Consider the following 18,901-nt stretch of genomic DNA (forward strand, 5'->3'; position numbering starts at 1 on the left):
CCGTCAATACGTGGACCGGGTGAAGTCGCCGGGCGGCATCACGAGGGCCCATCAGGTTCGGGTGCCCGCAGGGTTGACCCGTTGGTGGGGCGTTGGGGCGGCGTTGGCGACCTCCGGTGCACTCCAGCCTGCACCGATATCCCCCCTAGGAGGTTGCCTTGGACCCCCAGCAGTGGCTCGACAACTTCGAGGCAAAGCTGGCCGATCTCCAGCGGAAGTCGGCCGACCTCCAGGAGAACGTGGAGAACTCGCAGGCCACGGCATCGAGCCCGGACGGCGCGGTGACCATCACGGTCGGCCCCAACGGCGGCCTGCTGAACATCCAGCTCGGCCACCGGGCCACCGAGATGGGCTCCTCCCGCCTCACCGCCGTGATCATGCAGACGGCCAAGGTCGCGCAGAAGCAGGCCGCGCAGCGGGTGATGGAGGCGTTCGAGCCGCTCGGCGAGGGCACCGAGGCACTGCGGATGGTCAGCGACGCCATCCCGGACGACGAGGTGGAGGAGGACGACGAGCGCGACTACGCGGAGCCGGAGCCCGAGCCCGCGTACGTGCCGCCGACGCCACCGCCCGCGGCTGCGGCCCCGGCCCCGCAGAGCAGGCAGATGCAGATGCCGTCGCGACCGGCGCGCGCCAAGCGTCCCGGTGACGACGAGGACGACGACAACCAGCCCTGGTGACGAGGAGACCCTGAACGATGACCGCCCCCGACACCCCGATCGCCTCGCCACCGGGCATGGAGATCACCGAGCAGAACAAGTTCAAGGGCTCCCTGTTCATCTCGGCCTGGGACGAGATGATCACCACGATCGGCAAGGACGCGGAGACCGAGACCGAGAAGGCGCTGGACATCACGTTCGCCGCGATCGGCACGGCGTCGTCCATGGCCATGCTCGCGGTCGACCCGTTCGGCACGATCCTCGGCGCGGGCATCGGCTGGTTGATCGAGCACGTGACGTTCCTCAAGGAACCGCTCGACCAGCTGATGGGCGACCCCGACGAGATCAACGCCAACGTCGAGGCGACCAAGAAGCAGGCCGCCGAGCTGCGCGTGCTGGCCGAGGACCACCGCCGCGAGCTGGCCACGTTCGACGGGTGGACCGGCGCGTCGTCGGAGGCGTTCCAGAAGAACATGGAGTCGATGGGCCAGGAGCTGGACGCCCTGGCCAACGCCGTCGAGCAGAAGGCCAAGATCGTCGCGATCTGCGGCGTGCTGGTGTCGGTGCTGCGCGACATCGTCCGCGACCTGATCGCCCAGCTGCTCGGATCGCTGCTGGCGGGCGCGCTGATCGCCGCCGCCACCGCCGTGATCACGTTCGGCGCGTCCATCGCCGCCTACATCGGCTTCGCGGTCGGCAAGGCCGTGGCGCTGGGCGTGAACATCGCGTCCCGCATCGCCCGCCTCACCGCGGCGCTCGCCAGGCAGATGGGCCGGATCAAGAACCTCGACGAGATCACCGAGAACGTCGGCAAGGGCTGGAACCGGTTCGAGAACATCGCCGACGTGGCCGAGGTCGGCTACGAGTCGTGGAAGGCGCAGAAGGGCGTCGACCGCGAGATCGACAAGGCGCTGGCGCAGGACGCGCAGAACGACAAGGTCACCGAGGCCAACGACAAGGCCGAGCAGGCCAACCAGAAGTACGAGCAGGCCAAGGAGGCGGAGACCAAGGCCGCCGAGGAGGCCAAGAAGGCCAACGAGGCGCTCAACGCCGCCTCGGAGAAGGCCGCCGCCGCCAACGGCAAGGTCGAGTCGGCCATCGCGGAGGCCAACGCCGCCGCCGCGCGTGGCGACCAGGCCGGGTACGACGCCGCGATGGCGAAGTACGAGACGGCCAAGAGCGAGGCCGACTCGCTGCGCTCGGACGCCGCGAGGGCGGCCGAGACCGCCGCGAAGGAGAGCCGGGACGTCGCCGACGCGGCCAAGGCCAGCAACGAGGCGTTGGACGCGGCCAAGCCCGCCGACGACGCCGCGAAGGCCGCGTACGAGGAGTACAAGAAGAACAACCCGGGCCAGGACGACCCGGGGCGCACGTCCGCCGAGAACGACATGACCGCCAAGAACGACGCGGCGAAGGCGGCGAACGCCGAGTACGAGCGGGCGAACGCGGACTACGCGGCGGCCAACGCGGCGGCGGCCGAGGCCAACGCCAAGGCGTTCGCGTCCGGCAACGAGGCGGACATCAAGGCCGCCGAGGAAGCCTCGCGCAAGGCCGAGCAGGCGGGCACGACCGTCGAGCAGGCGGCGAACGAGGCCAAGTCGGCGGGCGAGGCGGCGAAGTCGAGCTACGAGTCGTTCCAGTCGCAGTACTCGCAGCCCGCCCAGGGCGGGACTTCCAGCAGTTCCGTCCAGGTCTAGTAGAAGAACACCGGAGGACCGGCAATGGCACGCGGTGGCGGCGGCGTCGACACGAACTCGGACCCGAACTCCTCGGGGGGCAGTCAGTCGACGCCACCGCCGCCACCCGGGCCGCGGCCGCCGGGCGGGCCGACCGGCAACTCCGGTTTCGGCATGGACCCGACGTCGATGGAAGGGCTGCAGAAGCGGGCCGGTGACCTGCAGTCCCGCCTGGCGGCGATCTCCGGCGGGTTGCAGGGGCTCAAGCTCGCGCCGAACGCGCTCGGTCCGATCGGGATCGTCGCCGTGCCCGCGTTGAACAGCTCCAACGACGCCTCGGTGGAACAGGCGAACAAGGCGTCGAGCGCCATGGGCAACGTGCAGTCGGGGTTGAAGGCCACCGTCCAGACGCACGTGCAGAACGACCAGTTCAGCCGCGACCAGTTCAGCAAGATCGACCCGAACTCGAACGCCCAGCGGCCGCCGGGTTCGCCGGGCTCCGGCCCGATCGGCGCGAAGGGACCAGGCGGGCCTGCCGTCGCGCCGATCACCAACGTGCCGGGCGCCACCGGACCGAACGGGACCGGTGGGTCCAAGGGGCCGGGTGGGCCCGCGGTGACGCCGGTGAAGAACGTGCCCGGTGCTACCGGGCCCAACGGGACCGGCGGGCCCAAGGCGCCCGGTGGTCCCGCTGTCGCGCCGATCAAGAACGTGCCGGGCGCTACGGGACCAGCCGGATCCGGCGGGGTCAAGGCTCCCGGAGGACCGTCTGTCGCGCCGATCACCAACGTGCCGGGCGCCAGTGGACCCAACGGCACCGGTGGGAACAAGGCACCCGGCGGGCCTGCCGTCACGCCGATCAAGAACGTGCCGGGCGCTACGGGGCCCGCCGGTTCCGGCGGGGTCAAGGCTCCCGGCGGTGCACCGGTCTCGCCGATCGGCGGCCTTCCCGGCACGCCCGGCTCGACGTCGGGTGGGTCCAAGCCCCCGGCTTCCCCTGGCGGCTCTCCGGGCTCGCCCGGCGGTCCGGCGGTGAAGGGCGGCCCCACGCCGGGCAGCGGCCCGGTGACCGGTTCGACCACGCCGGGCGGGAACACCGCGTCCCGCACCCTCGGCGGCGGGCTGCCCGGCTCTCCCACGGTGTCGTCCCCGCCGATGGCCGGCGGCGCTCCGATGGCTCCGGGCGCCGCACCCGGTGCCGCCGGCGGCACCGACCGTTCGAGCAAGTACACCGGCGGACCGGGCAAGGGTGTCTTCGACGCACCCAAACCACCGACCGACGCCACCATCAACAAGGCACCCGGCAGCTCGCCGTCGACGCCACCGCCCGCTCCCAAGCCGACCATCAGCACGCCCGGCGCCCCGCCCGTGAGCGCGCCGGCGGTCAACGCACCCACCGGCGGACCGGCCACCGCGACCACGCCGACGACAACGGGCCCGAAGGCGCCACCGGTCACCGCACCATCGGTGAGCGCTCCCGCCGTGCCACCGATGGGCGGCGCTCCGATGGCTCCCGGCGCCGCACCCGGTGCCGCCGGCGGCACCGACCGTTCGAGCAAGTACACCGGCGGACCGGGCAAGGGCGTCTTCGACGCACCCAAGCCGCCGACCGAGGGCAACATCAACAAGGCACCCGCCACCTCGCCCTCGACACCACCACCGGCGCCGAAGCCGACCATCAGCACGCCCGGCGCCCCGCCCGTCACCACACCGCCGGTCAGCACACCGGCCGTCAGCACACCGCCGGTCAGCACCCCTCCGCCCGGCGGCCCGACGAACAGCGCCCCGAACACCACCGCTCCGGCCTCCCCCAGCCCGAAGCCGTCCGTGAGCGCACCCCCGGTCAGCGCACCGGCCGCGCCCCCGGTTGCCGCGCCGCCGGCTGCCGCACCTCCGGCCGCGAGCCCGTCCACGGACCGTTCGAGCAAGTTCGCCGGCGGGGCGGACAGGGGCGTCTTCGACGCACCCAAGCCGCCGACCGAGGGCAACATCAACAAGGCACCCGCCACCTCGCCCTCGACACCACCACCGGCGCCGAAGCCGACGATCAGCGCACCCCCGGCACCGAGCCCGATCAGCACACCTCCCACCGACGTCACCGCACCCAAGACGGTCACCCCGCCGACCGCCGCCACACCGACCATCACCGCGCCTCCGGCGCCGGTCACCACACCCCCACCCGCCCCGGCGAACACCACGCCACCAAGCAACACCGCGACTACACCGACCACCCGCCCGGCGCCGCCCACGATCACCGCACCGCCGACCAACACCACACCTCCGGTCACCGCGCCACCTGCCGCCGCGCCACCGGTCACCGCACCACCCGCCGCCGCGCCGCCGATCACCCCGCCGCCGGTGGCCCCGCTCCCGGCGACCAACACCAACCCACCGACCACCGCACCCACCAACACCGCGCCTCCGGCGCCGGCCACCCCCCCCCCACCCGCCCCGGCGAACACCCGGCCCGCACCGCCGATCGCCGATCCCGCACCGCCGAGCACCACCACCCAGCCGGCCACCCGACCGGCACCGTCGAACCCCACCCCGCCGGTCGCCCCGCCACTGCCCGCGCAGCAGGCCAACACACCCGCCCCACCACCTCCGCCGCCACCGCCGCCGCCCGGCCCCGGAAACCACGCCGCACCACCACCGGCACCGCCCCTGCCCGGGTTCACCAACCACGCCCCACCACCTCCGCCGCCACCCGGCCCTGGAAACCACACCGCACCCCCGCCAGCTCCACCGCTACCGGGGTTCACCAACCAGGCCCCGCCACCCCCACCACCCCCGCCCGGCCCCGGTAACCAGACCGCACCACCGGCACCGCCCCTGCCCGGGTCGTCGAACCCGGCCGCCCCGGCGGCACCCCAGCCGCCGGGATCCGACGCGCAGGCAACGCCGGCGCTGGTGGTCGGGATCCCGGGGACGCCCCAGTCCGACGCGGACACGAGCGCGGACACCGCCCCGGCACCGCCGTACTCGTCCCAGCGCGACAACGCCCTCAAGGACGGCATCCTGAGCAGGCTGCCGGAGCCGATGCCGTCCGAGATGATGGACATCGCGGGCACGAAGGTCGACATCGGGCAGGTCAAAGCCGGCTTCGACGCGTTGTTCGGCACCCTGCGGGACAACCACGGCATCACCAAGGTCCCCGACGTGGACTCCACGTTGGTCGTGCAGCTCGACGAGCAGACCTTCGCCAAGCACTTCGCCGTGCAGATGGAACTCGACGCGGTCCTGAACAACGATTCCGACCTCACGCCCGCGCTGCTCGCGAAGCACGGCCTCGACAACCCGCGGAACGTGCTCAACGAAATCCTGTCCCCCGAGTTCATGGGCGACCTCGCCAACAACGACCCCACGGCGCAGACCCGCCTCGACACCCTGCTCAACCAGGTCGCCACGGCCAAGGTCGATCCCAAACCCGGTGCCCGCCCCGACCGGGTCGCCACCCTGGTCGACAACCACCGGGCCGAACTCGTCGAGAACACCCGCTCCAACCCGGCTCGGTCCATCAACGGCCGGGTCCTGCTCAACACCGGCCACCTCGACGGCATGGCCACGAACCCCGACCACAAGGCCGACGCCATCCGGCACCTGCTGACCCACGAGTTCATGCACGCGAACTCGATCGGCAGTGACCGGACCTTCTCGCACCGGCACGCGGAGGGAGGTGTGTTCAGCCAGGACATCAACCCCGACGAGGCGATGACCGAACTGCTGGCCCGCGAGATCACCGACGCCCTCGCCGAGCGCAAGGCGCAGGACAACGGCCACCAGACCCCGGAGATCCAGTACATCCAGTACGACGACGGCAGCAACCGCTACCAGGCGAACGTCGACGCTCTCGACAACGAGCTGAACGCCGCCCCGCGGACCAGCGCGGAAGCCGCCTTCCAGTCCATGCTCGACAGCTACTTCAGGGCCGCCGACCCCGACAGCACCCCCGGGACGCGTCCCGCCCCGTCCTCCACCGACACCCACGCGACCGCCGCACCCATCCTGCCGCCGCCCAAGGGCAAGGACGTCATCACCGACGAGTCGTGGCGGCACGACAACGCCAAGACCGCCGACTGGTTCGCGCCCAGCAACCCCACGTCCCCGGACGCGTTGAAGGGCCGCCGCGACGGGGCGCACGTGAAGACCGTGAACACGGTCGTCGCCGACGTCACCACCGACAGCACGCCCAGCAGGATCAAGTCCTACCAGGGGCTGATCAACTACGACCTGCGCCGCATCGAGGTCGCGCCCGGCAAGTTCGTGCAGGACTACACGGTCAAGGTCTTCCTCAAGCCCGCCCCGAACCCGGACGCCAAGACCGGCACGAACACGGAGGCCGAGAACAAGGCCATCGCGGACGCCCAGAACAAGGCCAAGGCGGACGTCGAGCGCAAGGCCAAGGAGGGCGTCGACAAACTGCTCAACCAGGGCTTCCGCCTGCCGAGCGGCGACCAGTTCCACCTCAACCTGGAGTTCACCACCGACCCGAACGAAGCCCACACCGTCGTCGAGGTCGGCAACACCGGCACCGACCAGACGCACTGGAACCCGAACTCCAGCTCCAACGTCCTCGCCCACGAGGTCCTGCACTACCTGGGCGTCCCCGACGAGTACAGCGACTCCACCCGCGTCTTCCTGCAGCGCCCCGGCAGCTCCGGCGTGCACCTGAACGACGGCGGCATGATGGGCACCGCCGTCCTCGGCAACGATCCCGGCCTGCGCCCCCGCCACCTGTGGCTCGTCGAGCGCACGGCCAACAGCCAGGTCGCGGTCCCGGACACGCTGCTCAACGACCAAGGGCCCACGATCAGGCCCCCGGCGGCGAACACTCCCCCGGCCACCACGGCGCCGGCGCCCAACCCGAACGCGGCGCCACCGGCCCCGTCCGACAGCCGGCCCGCCCCGAGCGACAACAAGCGCAAGCGTGACGACGACGGCGACGTCGAGTCCGAGGGCGCCATGGACATCGACACCGACGTCCAGGACGGGTCGAAGCGCCCGCGCACCGGCGACGTGCCCGGTTCGTCGAGCCAGGTCCCGTCTGCCCAAGTCCCGTCCACCCAGGGCATGGACCTCGACGTCGACCCGGTGACCGGCGTGACGTGGGACACCGACGTCAACAGCCCGCTCGACCCGCCGGCCGACGCCGAGATGACCGACACCGCCACCAACGTGAACGGCCCGGTCGTCGACCTCCAGAGCGACGCGACGACCAAGTTCAACGACAAGTTCAGGGACCTCGCGGGCGGCAGGCCGGTCCACCTGCCGACGCGGGACGGCTACCTGGCGGACCTGGAAGCGAACGTCGAGAACGACAAGCCGGTCAGCTTCGTCGTCAACGCGATCGTGCCGATCAGCGACATCGACGCGGCGTCCCTGAAGAACGTGATCGACCGGATCACGGCGGACGCCAAGGGCATCGACGGCAAGGTCGCGTTCGTGATCGGCGTGAACACCCGGGGCGACAACAACCCGGACGCGCAGGCCGAGGTCGAGGCGAAGCTCACCGAGTTGGAAGCGGCGCTCGCGGACATCACCGACGTCCCGGTGGCGCTGACCGGCTTCACCTGGAACATGCCGTCGACGGGAAACCTGCCGTACGGCACGATGCGCAACACGACGCTGGACAGCACGCCGTCCCAGTTCGCGATCTCGGCGTTCGCGAACAACGGCAACCACCCCTACGTCGCGGTGCAGGACTTCGACCAGGGCTCCCGCAACGTGCCCTCGGGGCAGCACATCTTCAACCACGTCATCGACAGCATGAAGGGCCCTGACGGCCTGCCGCCGTCCCGACCGCTGATGATCAGCGGCGGCTACCGGATGCCCCCCGACCTCGACGCCTGGGTCGCGGACCTGGAGGCCACGCGCGTCGCCAAGATCGCCAAGCTGCGGGAGTCCGACGACCCGGACCTCGCCAAGATCGAAGCGCTGGAGAAGGCCGGGGAGAGGCTCGCGTCCCCGGACAAGTTCAAGAACGACTTCGCCCGCGAGATCGCGCAGGACATGGACGCCCGCGTCGAGCAGGCCAAGACCAGCCCGATGCTGCCGTACACGCCCGAGCCGAACCTGTTCTTCGACGGTGTCGCGCCGATGGTCGACCCGAACGTGCGGTTCGGTGACGGCGGCGCGGAGTTCTCGATGCTCGGCCGGTCGCTGAACCACTTCTTCGCCAACGAGATCGGCACCATCTACGACCAGAAGATCGCCGACCTCGACGCGGACACCGACGTCGACATGGACGCCGACGTCACCGCGGACGACGTCGACGTGGCCGACCAGCGGGACGCCCACCTCTCGCAGCTGGCGGTCGACGCCCAGACCTACAGTCACCCGATCAGGACCCAGGCGTTCATCTCGGACTTCAAGGGCGGCGCGATCGAGACGGACCTGACGCGCATCGCGCTCCGCTACGCCGAGAAGGGCACGGTCCCCCAGTCGCACGCACCGCTGGGCGGTGTCGCGGACCGCTTCTTCGACACGAAGGACGACAAGCGCGGCACGAGCCTGGGCGGCTTCCGGGACAAGTTCCCGAAGCTCGCCGGCATCAACCGCGACCCCACGAACCTCGCGGCCGACCCGAACCCCAAGCTGAACCCGAACCCCGAGCTGACGGCGCCGCCCATCGGGAACCCGACCGCGCCGCCGCCCGAGCCCTCGACCGCGCCCCAGTTCAAGGAGGTCGCCAAGGTCGTCAAGGACTTGGGCGTCGGTCGCGGGCACGACATCGACCAGTCGATGTCCGCGCCGGTGCCGGGCCACCCCGGCGTGACGGCGGGTCTGGACCAGAGCAGCCGGATCGTCAAGACCGCCGCGGGCGTCAACACCGCGATGTCCGGCCCGGAAGCGTCGATGCAGCGCAGGTTCGGGGCGATGAACAACATCGCGAACCTGCCCTCGACGCGACCGCCCGCCCCGAACGGCCTGTACGACGCGGTGGGCAAGGCGCAGGGCGTCGACCCGGCGCAACTGCGCGACGACGTGACCGGTTACGTGGCGTCCCTGAGTGCCGACCCCGGCAAGGGTCCGGGCAAGAAGGCGGCCGAGGCCGAAGTCGAGATCCGCGAGCAGCTCGCCGACTTCATCACCGACCACCCGACCACCAACGGCGACCTCGTCAACTCCGTCCTGCAGCCGGGCCCGAACGCGGAGTTCGACCCGTCCACCCTGACGGAGGACCCCGACGCGGTGTCGCGCGACGTGATGGCGGGCACCGACACCCACCCGGACGGTGGACCGGTGGAGAGCGGTCCGCTGCCCGACGTGCCGGATCCGGCGCAGGTCAGGGCCGACGCCGAGAGCGCGGCGAACGCCGACCGCATCGCCGCGCAGGCGCTCGCGACGCAGCTTCGGACGCCGATCGTGGTCCACCACCCGAGCGGCCCGCCGACGACCTACACGCCGTTCGGCAAGGACCTGCCCGCCGTGCAGCCGATCGAGGTGGACGCGGTCCAGGGCCCGAACGGCCGGAGCACCTACACGCCGCACACCGCCCCGGTGGCCGGCCCCACCGTCGTGGGCACCCGAGCGGCGCCGACACCCGACACCCTGAGCACTCCACCCGCATCGACGCCCGACAACCCCGGCACCAGGCCCGCGCCCACCCCCGACAACCCGGGCACGCGCCCCGCGCCCAGCCCCGACAACCTGGGGACGCGCCCCGCGCCGATCCCGGACAACCCGGGCACCAGGCCCGCACCAGCACCCACCGCACCGTCGCCCGCGACCACCACGGCTGCGAACACGGCGGCTGCGAACACCACGACCGCGAACACGCCCGACCCGACGACCGGCACGCGTTCCCAGGCCGGTCACCAGCAGCCCGCCGGCCGGAGCACGCCGGGCTTCAGGAACCTCTTCAGCCGCAGCACCCCGCCGCCCGCACAACCGCCGATCCCGCTGGTGAACGTCACCCCGGCCGGCCCGCTGCCCGCGGTGCTGCCGGGTGTGCCGCTGCCGTCGTTCTTCCAGAGCAACCAGGCGCTCGGCTCGGTCGCCGTCAACGACGTGCGCGGCGCGGACCAGGTCACGACCGCGGTGAACGGCCTCCTGCCCGCCGTGAACGGCGTGGCGCCGCAGGGCGTCGACCGCATCGGCAAGGCGCTGAACGACAACTTCGAGTCGTTCCTCGGCAACGGCCGCACGTTCCAGGTCCAGGTGGGCAAGAACTTCTACGACGCCAACGTCACCGCGGTCCTCAACCCCGTGACGGGCACCGGCACGGCGTCACCCGCCAAGGTCGACAGCCGGGTGGACAGCGGCGCGACCAGCACGACGACCACGAGCCTGACGACCGGCAACGACGTCTCGCTCAACGCCACCGCGAGCCAGGGCATGGGCGCGTACGGCACGGTCGGCGTGAAGACCACCCTCTCCACTCCCGTCACCGGCAACACGTCCACGACGACCGCGCTGGACGACCGCGAGGTCCGCGGCGGTGACAGCTCGACCAAGCACGACGTGCCGGTCACGTACCGGGTCACGCTGACCGACGCGCAGGGCAACGTCGTCGGCAACACCGACGTCCACGACAACGGGACCAGCGTCGCCCTCCAGGTCCCGAACGACCTGAGCAACCTGGCGAACACCGACAACACCGCGGGCACGGTGCGTCCACCCGACGCGGAGTGGGGCGCGAAGGTCGAGCACCTCGTGCCCGAGGCGGTCACGGACATCGACGTGGACCAGGCGTTCAAGGACGTGGCGGCGAAGCTGCACCCATCGGTGACGAAGCCCGGCGCGGACGGCCGCACGGTGCTCCGCGACTTCCTCAGCGCCACGAACATCCGCGACAACCTGCACGTGATGCTGAACGGCTGGGTCACCTCGCCGAACCTGACCAGCCCGCACTCGGCGTACGGCTCGGCCGTGCAGATGAAGGCGACGCTGCTGGACGCCGAGCTCGTCGGCACGCACGGCGGCGCGCAGTTCCGGATGCACGACACGGCGACCACCAACACGGGCGTCACGGCCACCGTGGGCTCGGGTGTCGAGGTGAACGCGGCGGTCGGCGGCGGTGTCGGCGTGCCGGGCGTGCCGGTCGGCGCGGCGGGCGTCACGGGTTCGGCGTCCGCCAAGACCTCCGAGACCTCGTCGGCGGGCCTCACGTCGGTCAACCGCGCCGGCATGCAGGTCGGCGGGCAGACCGGCCTGTACAAGGTGACCGCGAACGTCGAGGTGCGCACGCCCAACGGCGACACGGTGACCGTCCCGGTGACCGCGCACGTGCGGCTCGGGCTGCCGGAGGCCACCGCCCACGGCCTGCCCGTGCCGGCGAACACCCAGACCGGGATCACCAAGCCGAACACGGAGAACACCCGGTTCGAACCGCCCTACCTGGCCGAGGGCCTGGCGGCGGGCAACATCCGCGTCGGCGAGTTCACCGCGGCGAACCAGGTGCAGGCGCAGGTCGAGAACGCCCTCAAGGGCCTGCCCGGTTTCGACGGCTTCCTGCCCGAGTGGAACCGGGACACCGACCCGCGCGCGGACGGCAAGAACTTCGCCGACGTCGTGGAGATGCTGAACAACCAGCGCAAGCTCGACGCGGAGCTGTCGCCGACCGCGCTGAGGGCGAAGATGGACAGCCTGCTCGGTCCCGGCGTGCAGGTGCAGCTCAAGCGGCAGGGCTTCGCCACCAACGAGTTCGTCAACGTCACGGTCAAGGCCAAGCTGGGCGGCGCCAAGCACCTCGGCGAGGCGGACGCCCGCCAGGTGCGCGGCCTGTCCTCCTCGGCACCGAAGCTGGACAGCGCGACCACCACGACGAAGGGCTGGAGCGCGGGCGTCGAGGGCCGCGGCGGTGCGAACGTCAAGCCGGGCACCGCGTCGCTCACGCCGACCGGCAACGCGGCCGTGAAGTACAGCAGCACGACGGCGGACAAGACCACCGCCGGTCCGGTGGTGAACGACGTGGCGCTCAACGTCGGTGACGCCAAGTCGCAGGTGTTCGCGCACGACATCGAGTTCGAGGTCGAGATCACCACGTTCAGCCGCAACCAGTCGTGGGTCAAGCGGATGACGCCGGGCTCGCCGCTGCTCCAGGTGCCGAAGGAGAAGACCGTCGTCCGGACGGTCGACCCGAAGAAGCTGCTGGACCCCGCCGCCCGCGACAACCCGACGATCCTGCCGCAGATCAGCGGCAAGGTGCAGCTCTGGGTGCCGGACGGCTCCGCGCTCAAGACACCGTCCGCCGATTTCAAGCCGGGCGACCCGGTGGACGGCACGCTGCCGCCGAACACCACCATCTCCACCCTGCTCAAGCCGGGCGCGACCCGCCCGCCGCGCCACGAGTGGCTGCACGTCGAGGCGGTGGCGAACGCGGAGGCGTTGCGCAACGGCGCGATCGAGCTGGTGAACGCCTCGGCGGGCGCGGACGGGTCGCTGACCGTGCCCGGCACGGAGGCGCGCAACCAGATCGACAAGATGTTCAGCCCGGAGAACCTCAAGGCGAACCTGCGCAAGATGGCCGAGACGGGCCTGGTCACCGACAGCCTGCGGTTCGACCGCCGCGTCACCGACCGCACGGGCGCGATCGGCATGACCGTCAAGTTCGACAAGCCCAAGCTGGTGTCCATTTCGGACACCACGCCGGTCGAGACGTGGACGACCGGTGGTTTCAAGGCGGGCGACAGCGTCGCGCACGGCCAGTCGGTGGAGGGTTCGGCGGGCGTCGCGCTCGGCGGCAAGCCGAACGACACGACGCCGCAGGGCGGCGGGACGTTCAACGCCGGCGCGAAGTGGACGCCGTGGTCGAAGACCGAGACGACGGCCCGCGAGGTCGGCGGCAACGTCGACCGCAAGCTGGTCCGCCCGTCCGGTGAGCGGACCGTCCTGGTGCAGATGGACGCCGAGTTCTCGATGGTCGGCGAGAGCCGGTCGGGCAACGCGATCTACAAGGGCACGCCGCACGCCAACGGCAAGACGGTGACCCTGCCGGGCGGCGTGTTCGTGCGGGTCAGCGAGCAGGTCGCGCGGGACATGGGCCTGTTGGAGGACGTGCCGCCGCACACCTCGCCCGACCACGGCTCGATGCGCCCGCCCAAGCGGCTCAACCCCGGCGAACCCGGCGGGCTCGGCCTCGGCGTGGTCGACGACGTGCCGGACCTGTCACCCGTGGTCGCGCAGCTCGCCACGGTCGTCAACCAGGACACCAGGGGCAAGCTCATCCCCGACTCGGTGCTGGACGACTCGATGCGCAACCTCCAGCGGCTGGTCGACCTGACCTCGCCGACGAGCGTCAAGGGCCTGATCGACTCCGCGGTGGACGGCGGCGTGCCGCTGCTGCTGCACAAGCCGGGCACGGTGATCGGCAAGGACACCTACCAGGTCACGCTGAGGGCCAAGGTCGGGCAGCCGAAGTTCCTGGAAGCGGTCAACGACGGCCGCGACATGGAGCACATCCTGGCCGGCTCGAACAAGGACTCCGACGCACTCACCAAGGGCACGTCCTGGGGTGTCAACGCCAGGGCGGGCGGCCAGCACCTGCCGGACGTTCAGAACGGCCAGTCGCCCGCGGTCGGTGGCGCGGTCGGCGCGAGCCTGAACTTCTCGCAGAGCAAGACCACGACCGACACCACGACCGAGCTGTTCGGCCACAAGCACACCGCCACCGGCCCGGCCGTGCGCTACGAGGTGCCGGTCGAGTTCGAGCTGGTGGTGCACAAGGGCGACAAGGAGGTCGGCCGGGTCAAGGCCGACGAAGCGCCGATCACCGTGCGGCTGCACGCCGACAACGTCCGCGTGGACTCGCCGGACGTGCCGGACGACCGCCGCCCGTACGGCGCGGAGGCGACCAGCCAGCCCAAGGACGAGGCGTCCCCGGCCAAGATCGACCAGTGGCTGCGGGACGGCCTGGACGTGCCCGGCGGCGCGTCGGTCGAGGGGATGCGCGGCATCCAGGACATCCGGATGGCGGCCATCGCGGCGCTCGAACGGGCGGGCGCGGGCAAGGGCATCACCGGCAAGGGCACCGGCTCGCTCAACTCGCTGCTGTCCACGCTCAGCTCCGAGACGCTCCAGTCGATGCTGCCCGGCATGACGAAGACGCCGCTGGAGGTGCCCGGCCTGCACGAGGCGACGCTGGGCAAGGCGCAGCACGCCTCCCTGAAGGTGTACGCGAAGGTGGTCGACACCCGGCTCGACTCGCTCAGCGACGGCGTCAAGCTGGAGAACCCGACCTCCACCACGCACACCACCACGTCCGAGGCGAAGCACACCCAGAGCGGGGACGTGGTCGTCGCGCCGACGGGTGGCGTGAACAAGAAGGCGGAGGACGCGCAGGGCAACCCGGACCTGGTCAACTCGGCCAACTCCGCGTTCGCCTTCCCGGAGTTCAAGCACACCAGCGACGACTCGACCGCCGACTCGGGCGGCCCGGTCAGCGGCACGCAGCAGAACCTGAAGCCGTCCGGGCGCACCGGCCTGACGGAGTCCACCATCGTGTACCGGTTCGTCGCCGACCTCGGCAACGGCAAGGTCGGCGTCTACGACCTGACCGTGCCCGGCTCGGCGGACCTGCGGATGCCGGTGGCGGACGTGGAGGCGGCGTTGGGCCGCACCCTCCCGCCGGAACTGGCCACCGCGCAGGACGGCGTGCGGGACGCGGCGAAGGCGTGGCGCACCGCCGAGGCCGCCGTGGAGGTCGCCCGCCACCAGGCGCAGGACCTGCTCGCCGAGCGCGCCGGCGCGGACATCGAGGTCACCAACCGCGAGACCGTGCTGGACACCCGGTCGCAGGAGGCGGAGACGGCGTTCGACGCGCTGGGCCCGCACGACACCGCGGTCGACAACGCACGCAACGCCCGTGACACGGCGGACACCGCGGTGGAGGACGCGACGACCCGCGCGGTCGACCTCGACCTCGCCTCCCGGCGGGCCGACAAGGCGCTCGGCGACGCGGCGGAGGCCGTCCGGACGTCGCAGGAGGGCGTCGAGCTGGCGGAGATCCAGGCGACGGCCGCCGACAACGCGCGTGCCCGGGCGGACCAGGCGCTGCGCGACGCCGAGGCCGCCCTGGGCCGGCACGACCGGGACAACCCGCCGAGCGCCGACCCGGAGGCCGCGCCCGACCCGGTGCGGGAGGGCTTGGTGCAGGACGTCAAGGACGCGACCGAGGTCCGCGACAACCGGCAGGTCCAGCAGGAGAAGGCCGCGCAGGACCTGGTGACCGCCCGGCAGGAGCACCAGACCGCCCTCGACCGGCAGCAGGCGGCGGCCGACGTGGCCACGGATGCCAGGGCGGCCGCGGACCAGGCCAAGACCGACCTGGAGGCGGCCGAGCGCACGGCCACCGACGCCGGTCACGACTTCGACGCGGCCAACGACCTGCTCCGCGAGGCCCGCGCCAACGCCCGCCAGGCCGAGCAGGCACGGCAGACGGCCGAGCGGGAGCACCAGCAGGCCGTGCGGGACCGCGCGGACCTGGAGACGCGGATCACCGACGCCCAGGCCGACCTGGCGCGGAAGCAGGACGTCGCCGACGTCCGGCAGGCGAGCTGGTGGAACGCCAAGACCGCGGCCGACCGGCAGCTGGCGGCATTCAACGCCCCACCGGGCAACACACCGCCCGCCGGCACGCCGGCCACGACCGCCACCTCGTCCACCAACGCACCTCCGCCCGACCCCGCAACCACCGCACCCGGGCCGAGCTCGCCGTCCGTGCCGCCGCCCGGCGTGCAGACCTTCGGGGCGCCGGCGGCCACCGCCACGAGCACCTTCGGCGCACCCGTCGCGAGCGGCACGCCCACCGCGAGCACGTCGACGCCGAGCACGTCGACCACGCCGAGCGCCACCGCCCAGCGTGACGCCGACGCCGCCGCCCTGGCCGCGCGGCACCAGTCCGAGCGGACCGCGGAGAGCAACGCCGTCGCGGCCCGCCAACTGGCCGAGAAGCAGGCCGCGTCCCTGGCGCTGCGGGCGAAGCAGCAGGCCGAGTACCACGCCGAGGGCGCCGCCCTGGCCGCGAAGCTCGACGCCGAACGACTCAAGGCCGAGGCGGAGCTGCTCGCCAGGCAGCAGCAGGACCGCACCAACGAGAGCAACGCGTTCGCCTCCCGGACCCAGGCCGAGCGCAATCGCGTCGCCGGCGAGCTGACGGCCAACCAGCAGGCACACCGGCAACGGGTCGCCGCGCAGGTCCTGGCCAACCAGGAGCTGGAGCGCAACCAGGTGGAGGCGCAGATCCAGCAGCAGCTCGCCGTCGCGCCGGGCTCGTTCGACCCGAACCAGGTCCGCCAGCAGGTCCTGAACAACCAGGCGGCCGTCCAGCGCAACGTGGAGCAGCAGCTCGACAACGAGCAGGCGGCCGAGCGGCAGCGGGTCGAGCAGCAGCTGCTCGCCCGGCAGGAGAACGACCGCCTGGCCGCCGAGCACCAGCTCAACCAGCGGCAGCTCGCCGAACGGCAGCAGGCCGCGCAGCAGCTCCAGCTCAAGCAGGACGCCGAGCGCGTCAAGGCGGAGCACGATCTCAAGGCCAGGCAGCTGCTGGAGCAGAAGCAGGCCGAGGCGGCGCTCGACGCCAAGCAGGACGCCGACCGCAAGGCCTACGAGCAGCAGCTGAACGCCAGGCAGGACGCCGAGCACGCGGCCGAGCTGGCCAAGTGGCTGCCGCCGGGCACGAAGCACTTCGCCGCGTTCGCCGACGACAACGCCGCGGCCACGTGGGCGAACACGGCCTACCCCGGCCTCGCGACGGTGAACCGGACGAACTTCCAGAACAGCGTCCCCGGCCACGACGTCAACTGCACGAACTGCGTGATCGCCACCCACGAGACGCTGCACGGCCGACCGGTCGCGGCGCCTCCGCTGCCCGCACCGGCCCAGGGCACGTACCTGGAGAACACCTTCAAGTCGACGTTCCAGACCGTCGGGAGCTACCACGAGGTGGTCGACTACCTGGCCGCGCAGCCCGGCAGGCACGTCAGCATCGGCATCACCCGCGCCGACGGCACCGGGCACGTCTTCAACGCCTGGAACGACGGCGGCGACCTCACGTTCTTCGACTCGCAGAACCACCGCCCGGCCAAGCTGGAGCGCGACGCGGTCAAGATCGAGTTCATCCCGCTGCCGGACCTGCCGAAGCCGGCACCGCCGCCCACCACCGCGACCGCACCGCCCGCCGCCGCGACCCCGCCGACCGGCCCGGTCCCGTAGCGTCGTCGGACGCCCCGACTCCAGCAGCAGACCTTCGGAACTGATGAGGTACGCGTGACGCAAGCACGGGACACTGCCGACCAGTGGCTCGACCGGGTCTACGGCGGCACGGTGAAGTCCAGCAGGCACCCGCTGCTGGAGACGTCGCGGGTCGCGGTCTTCGGCTGCCGGTTCCGGGAGAGCCGGGACCCGATGCTGGCCGCCGCGATCGCCGTGCCGACGACCGGTGAGGCACCGTACCCGCTGCCCAACGACCGGCCGTTCGACGACCTGGGCCTGAACGACGACGCGGCGGACTGGCGCGCGCCGGTCGAAGCCGACTGGACCAGGCGCGTCAACGCGCGCAACTGCGTCATCGCGCTGGACGCGGCCGTCGACCACGCCCCGGCCTCCGCGCTGCCGTGGCGTCCCTCCGACGAGCAGCCGGGCTGGTGGGACCGGCTGCGCGCCGGGCACTTCCCGCAGGCGGAGGTGGCGGCCTGCGCGACGTGGCCCGAGGTGGTCGAGGCGGTGCGGGCGGGCGGGCCGGACACCAGGGGCGTCGTCTGGGTGCGGCGGGAGCTGGCGGGCGTGGAGGTGACCGGCCACTTGCTCTACGCGCACAACAACGACGGCGAGGTGGCCGTGCTGGACGCCATGCGGGGCACCCTCGCCCACCTGGAGACGGCGGCCCTCGGCAGCCTCCTGCTGGCCCGCTTCCACCGGCCGCGGCCGGACGTGTCCGAACTGGACTACGCCGCCGCCGTCCGCGCGGCCGAGCGGCACCTGGCGGGTGCCTACGGCGACGAGGTGGTCCTGGTGGACCCGTCGCCGGAGGACGAGCTGTCCAGCGGCTGGCTGTTCGCCTGCACGACCCGCGCCTTCCAGTCGTCGGGGGACCTGCGGGACCAGATGCTCGACGCGGCCCTGGTCGTGCCGAAGAACCCGGGCCGCACGCCGTTCGCGCTGCCCAACGCCGACCCGTGGGGGTGGCTGTCCCGCTGGGACGCGGGCGAGGCGGACCTGCCGGCACCCCCGGCACCCGGTCCCGCCGCCTGGCTCGCCCCGACCCTCGCCCGGCTCGGCGACGTGACGGAGGCCACCAGCCACACCCGGTGGAGTGACGTGCTGGCCGATTTCACCACCCGCCCGGTCGGCACGGCCGCCGTGATCTGGATCCGCCGCCACGACCGCCGCGGCCGCGAGTCCGTGGGCCACCTGGTCAACGCGCGGAGGGTGGAAGGCGGCCTCGAACTGGCCGATGGCACCACCACGACCCCGTTCACGCCGTCCGACGAGGGCACGAGCGCCCTGCACGTCGTCTACTACCGCTGACACCCCGCTCGCTGACCGCCGACCGGTCCCGCTGACCAGCGGAGAGGTCCGCAGTGGACGGTGCCGATCACCCGTTCGGGGTGAGCTGCGCCGCACAAC

Annotated in this window: 5 protein-coding genes; 4 read left to right on the top strand and 1 reads right to left on the bottom strand. The window is 72.1% G+C overall.

What is annotated here, in order from left to right:
• Positions 1-158 precede the first annotated feature (158 nt).
• Both B0I31_RS18785 and B0I31_RS18790 read left to right on the top strand, forming a co-directional pair.
• On the top strand, positions 159-680 hold the full coding sequence (locus B0I31_RS18785) for a YbaB/EbfC family nucleoid-associated protein (RefSeq protein WP_106616699.1): 522 nt from the start codon (positions 159-161) through the stop codon (positions 678-680).
• Between the two features lie 17 nt (positions 681-697).
• Positions 698-2,356 carry a WXG100 family type VII secretion target gene (locus B0I31_RS18790; protein ID WP_106616700.1) on the top strand — a complete coding sequence of 553 codons (1,659 nt, stop codon included), beginning with the start codon at positions 698-700 and terminating at the stop codon, positions 2,354-2,356.
• Positions 2,357-2,439: 83 nt separating this feature from the next.
• On the opposite strand, the gene B0I31_RS18795 is transcribed toward B0I31_RS18790, so the two are convergent.
• Entirely contained in the window at positions 2,440-4,857 is a 2,418-nt protein-coding gene (locus B0I31_RS18795) for a hypothetical protein (protein ID WP_245950161.1), read from the bottom strand.
• 388 nt (positions 4,858-5,245) lie between these two features.
• Here B0I31_RS18795 and B0I31_RS18800 point away from each other — a divergent pair, with 388 nt between their 5' ends.
• Both B0I31_RS18800 and B0I31_RS18805 read left to right on the top strand, forming a co-directional pair.
• Entirely contained in the window at positions 5,246-17,488 is a 12,243-nt protein-coding gene (locus B0I31_RS18800; RefSeq protein WP_106616702.1) for a toxin glutamine deamidase domain-containing protein, read from the top strand.
• Between the two features lie 54 nt (positions 17,489-17,542).
• Positions 17,543-18,802 carry a YrhB domain-containing protein gene (locus tag B0I31_RS18805; protein WP_106616703.1) on the top strand — a complete coding sequence of 420 codons (1,260 nt, stop codon included), beginning with the start codon at positions 17,543-17,545 and terminating at the stop codon, positions 18,800-18,802.
• Positions 18,803-18,901: the final 99 nt, after the last annotated feature.

The sequence above is a fragment of the Saccharothrix carnea genome, from assembly GCF_003014735.1.
Classification (GTDB): domain Bacteria; phylum Actinomycetota; class Actinomycetes; order Mycobacteriales; family Pseudonocardiaceae; genus Actinosynnema; species Actinosynnema carneum.